The sequence below is a fragment of the Sporomusa sp. genome (assembly GCF_035561255.1).
Taxonomy (GTDB): Bacteria; Bacillota; Negativicutes; order Sporomusales; family Sporomusaceae; genus Sporomusa.
On record NZ_DATMXX010000043.1, the window covers coordinates 1 to 4,198 of the forward strand.

4 protein-coding genes and 1 riboswitch are annotated in these 4,198 nt (G+C 44.1%); all 4 genes read left to right on the plus strand.

The window, feature by feature from the left end:
• On the plus strand, positions 1 to 387 hold a 387-nt coding region (locus VN379_RS02365), incomplete at its 5' end, for a hypothetical protein (RefSeq protein ID WP_325530406.1).
• A gap of 29 nt (positions 388 to 416) precedes the next feature.
• A complete protein-coding gene (locus VN379_RS02370) occupies positions 417 to 1,796 on the plus strand; it encodes an aspartate aminotransferase family protein (protein ID WP_325530408.1) in 1,380 nt (459 codons plus the stop codon).
• 401 nt (positions 1,797 to 2,197) lie between these two features.
• A complete protein-coding gene (locus VN379_RS02375; RefSeq protein WP_325530410.1) occupies positions 2,198 to 3,355 on the plus strand; it encodes an adenosylcobinamide amidohydrolase in 1,158 nt (385 codons plus the stop codon).
• Between the two features lie 66 nt (positions 3,356 to 3,421).
• On the plus strand, positions 3,422 to 3,727 hold the full coding sequence (locus VN379_RS02380) for a TIGR04076 family protein (protein WP_325530412.1): 306 nt from the start codon (positions 3,422 to 3,424) through the stop codon (positions 3,725 to 3,727).
• Positions 3,728 to 3,856: 129 nt separating this feature from the next.
• Positions 3,857 to 4,037: riboswitch (cobalamin riboswitch) on the plus strand.
• Positions 4,038 to 4,198 lie beyond the last annotated feature (161 nt).

The window sequence follows — 4,198 nt, forward strand, 5'->3', positions numbered from 1 at the left end:
GTTATTAGTGATGGTTTTTCTTTGTTTATTCAGAGAATCTTAATAAATGCTGGTCTTCCTAATGTTCCGATTTATGCTAATCATTTTGTTGAGGAAAGTGGTATTTTTAAAGTGGTATTTACTAACAGTGCAATGGGCTGCCTTGCTGGAACTTGTAAATGTTCGGTAGCTCAAAAGTTATCTCAAGAAAAACCGATAGTGCTTATTGGCGATGGCTGCAGTGATTTTTGTCTTACAGATAAAGCCGATTATGTATTTGCCAAGGGGAATTTGATTGCCTATTGTCGTGATAAGGGAATCATACATTCTACGTTCAAAAATTTTCGTGATATAATTCAGGGCCTTCATCAGCTTGAAATTTCCGATATGCGTTTTGGCAGATTATAAATAAATGTTTCTTCAAGGAGCGTAAAAATATGGACAGCGATATTAATGAGCAAGAACTATTAGATTTAGAATCAAAATACTGTTCCTATGGTGACACAGTACATTATATTGAGCCATCCAAGATTTTTGAAAGTTGTAATGGATCATGGCTTTATGATTTAGACGGTCACCCCTACCTTGATATGCAGATGTGGTATTCAGCCGTTAATTTTGGTTATCGCAATAAGGAAATTGAGGCAATGTACAATGAGCAGTTTAACCGATTACCACAGCTTGCCTGCCAATACCTTCACAAAGAAAAGATTCTTCTAGCAATGGAAATTGCACGCGAAACGGAAAAACGCTTTGGTATTAGGGGCAGGGTTCATTTTAATGTAGGTGGTGCGCAGGCCATAGAGGACAGTATAAAGCTAATTCGTAACTACCGAGGTGGTAAATCACTGATGTTCGCTTTTATGGGAGGCTATCATGGGCGTACTCTAGGGTGCTCCGAAATTACTAGCAGTTATCGATATCGGCGACGCTATGGCCATTTTGGAAATCGAGCAATATTTATACCATACCCTTACTGCTATCGTTGTTTTTATGGACTTAAGCGTGAAACATGCAATTATGAATGCATTAAACAATTTGAGAAGCTCTTTGAAACAGAATATTACGGAATTTTTGATCCGAAAGCAGGAGAAGCAGAATTCTCTGCTTTCTATGTTGAACCGTTACAGGCAACTGGGGGGTATATTGTTCCACCTAGTGAATATTTTGCCAAGCTGGACAAGATATTAAAAAAATATAATATCCTGCTTGTGGACGATGAAATTCAAATGGGCTTTTACCGTACCGGTAAACTGTGGGCATTAGAGCATTATGGGATAAAACCCGATATCGTTACCTTCGCAAAATCGTTAACTAATGGATTAAACCCTCTATCCGGCTTATGGGCTAAGGAAGAAATGATTAACCCAGAAGTTTTCCCGCCAGGATCAACCCATTCGACATTTTCTAGTAATCCTCTGGGTACGGCGGCCGGCCTTGCAACCATGCAATACATGAAACAGCATGATTTAGAAGGTAGTGTAAAAGAAAAAGGCCGATATTTGATAGGGAGGCTCAAGGTGTTACAGAAGCGCTACAACGTCATTGGTGACGTTGACGGGCTGGGTTTGGCGCTACGAATAGAGATGACCAGATCCGATGGCTTTACGCCAGACAAAGCGCTTGCTGATAAAATCGTTGAAGAAGCCATCAAAGGGAACATTGAAATATGTGGTAAAAAATACGGACTAGTGCTTGACATCGGAGGCTATTATAAGAATACGTTTACCCTTGCACCGGCACTTACGATCAGCTATGAAGAAATAGATATTTTCATTGAGTTGTTTGAAGCTGTGCTAAAAAGGTGTGGAGTATAATATTTAGCCCGATCTCGAGAAATATTGGCAAAATCAAGAATTGTGAAGCCTCAAAACCGATGCAATCAATATTGTGTTATTATATATAAGTGGAGATCACGGCAAGTACAGCAGCCTTAAAACAGGGTTTGCATTGAATGAAGCTCAATCAAAAGCCTTTTCAACGGAGCTCAGGGTTCTTATATATAAGTCCTTTATTTGACTGCGGATTGCACTTGACGGGATATAGTACAGTTATGACTATATTAATGAACTAGTAGATTTCACATGAAACGGAAACCCATTAGTGTGATTTAATGCCTAATATTATGCGAAACCAGAATTGTTTTTGTATATTAAGTGCATCAAAACAAGCCGGACCGTGGTATAAGGCCGCAGGCGGCATGGGCGGGAGGAAGACAATGAAACTAAATCTGAAGCTGGGGTTATTGCTGGTGGTTATTTTTTGTTATAACGTGGTTCCCTGCTTTGGCAGTGAACAGGTGAAACTCTATACGTTATCAACCGGTGATACGGTGTACCGGGAAGATACCAGTGTCATCATTTCCTTTGAAAAACCCAGGAATGTGCTGAGTACTTCCCGGTTAAACGGAGGCTACCGGGACAATCTGAAAGCTGTGTTCAATCATGATATGAAAAATGCAACCGGCGTGGATGGAGCTACTTACCTGGATTACCTGCAGGGTGTGGCTAAGCATTTGGGGCTTAATCCCGCCAGGGCAACAGGCATGGGCACGGCCGCATCTATGGAAAATGTCGCTATTCAGTCCGAAAGCTATCAAACCCTCACTGTGACAGCTATTGTTACGGGGGGCGTGGAAGGCAATGGCGGACGAGCGGGTGATCCGGCGACTTATTTTAGCCCCGGTAAGAAAACCACCTTACATAAACCGGGAACAATTAACATCATGCTGGTCATTGATGCAGATATTCCTTCCGGTACAATGACCCGGGCGCTGGTGACCTGTACCGAAGCCAAAACAGCTGCTCTGCAGGAACTGATGGCTGGCAGCAAATATTCGAACGGGCTGGCCACCGGTTCGGGGACAGACCAGACGATGGTGATTGCCAATCCAGGCTCGCCGCTATATCTGGAAGATGCGGGCAAGCATTCCAAACTGGGGGAACTAATCGGCCGCACCGTAAAACAGGCAGTCAAAGAAGCCTTGCTGCGGCAGACCGGGTTATCCCCGCAGAAGCAGCACAGCGTGCTGCGGCGCATGAATCGTTTTGGTGTTACTGAAGAAACCCTGTATCAACAATATCTGCAGGAATACGGGATGATTGACAAACAGCGTTTTTCAACCTCCCTGCGGCAGTTGGACAAGGAACCGGCGCTGCTAACAGGTACCTCCCTGTATGTTCATTTGCTGGATCAGTTTCAGTGGCAATTGTTGAGCGGTGACGAATTGACCCAGGCCGGCAATGATCTGTTGCTGTTGACCGCAGGTAAATACCACGTTTCACCTCCGACACTTGCCGTAGACGAGCTGGAGCCCTCTGTCCGGGCCTGGTCCGGTCTGGTGGTGAAGGTTGTGGCAGATCGGGTAAACCAGTAGCTGTTAACCATTTAAATGTAAATACGGGCGTTTCTCCCCATGTTTTGCAAGCAAGGGGGTATTTATATGAGAAACTGGTATGAAGAAGAATGGAACTTTAAGATCACTGTTTTAGCTGTTAAATCTGACAATAAGCCTCAAGGGTATTGCCGCAATGGTCATGAAGTCGGGGATAACTACACATGTGGTTATGGTTGCCCGGGCGGCTTTTGTTCCAAAAGTATGCTGAAGACCTTTCCGATTATGGAAGCAGTGCGCAGTGGCGGTGATTTGCGCAACCTCGGCGGGAGCAAAGAACATATGATGGATTTTGATTGTCCGGATGGCGTTGTTAGGTTTAGGCTGGAAGCAGTTATGCAGGCATTGAAATAACATGCCTGTCCTTGTTCTAGGTTGTGGAGATTAGGGCAGGCAGGATAACCTCCAAAGATTTTCTTGTTGACAGGCTATAATAGAAATCATAGGATTAACGTAGTTAGTGAAAAAATACACGTATTTCGTAATTTAATATTCGAGTTAGGTGCCCTACGGGGTTTAATAGGGAAGCCGGTGTAATACCGGCGCGGTCCCGTCACTGTAATGGGGAGCAAATCCAGGGTAGACCACTGAGACCCTGCGTCTTGGGAAGGTTGGAGGAGCTTTGAGCCAGAGCCAGGAGAACTGCCTAGCTGACAATTTCCGCTTTTACCCACGTGTGATGGAGAGGGAATTACAGTGTATTGCCGCTGAATTTATTCCTGGTTATTGCCAGGGGTTTGTATTTAGTATACTGTAGAATCTCTCCCGGTTGCCAACTGCAGCCGGGAGTTTTCTAATATACTCCTCCTTCTTGTGAGTCCTTAG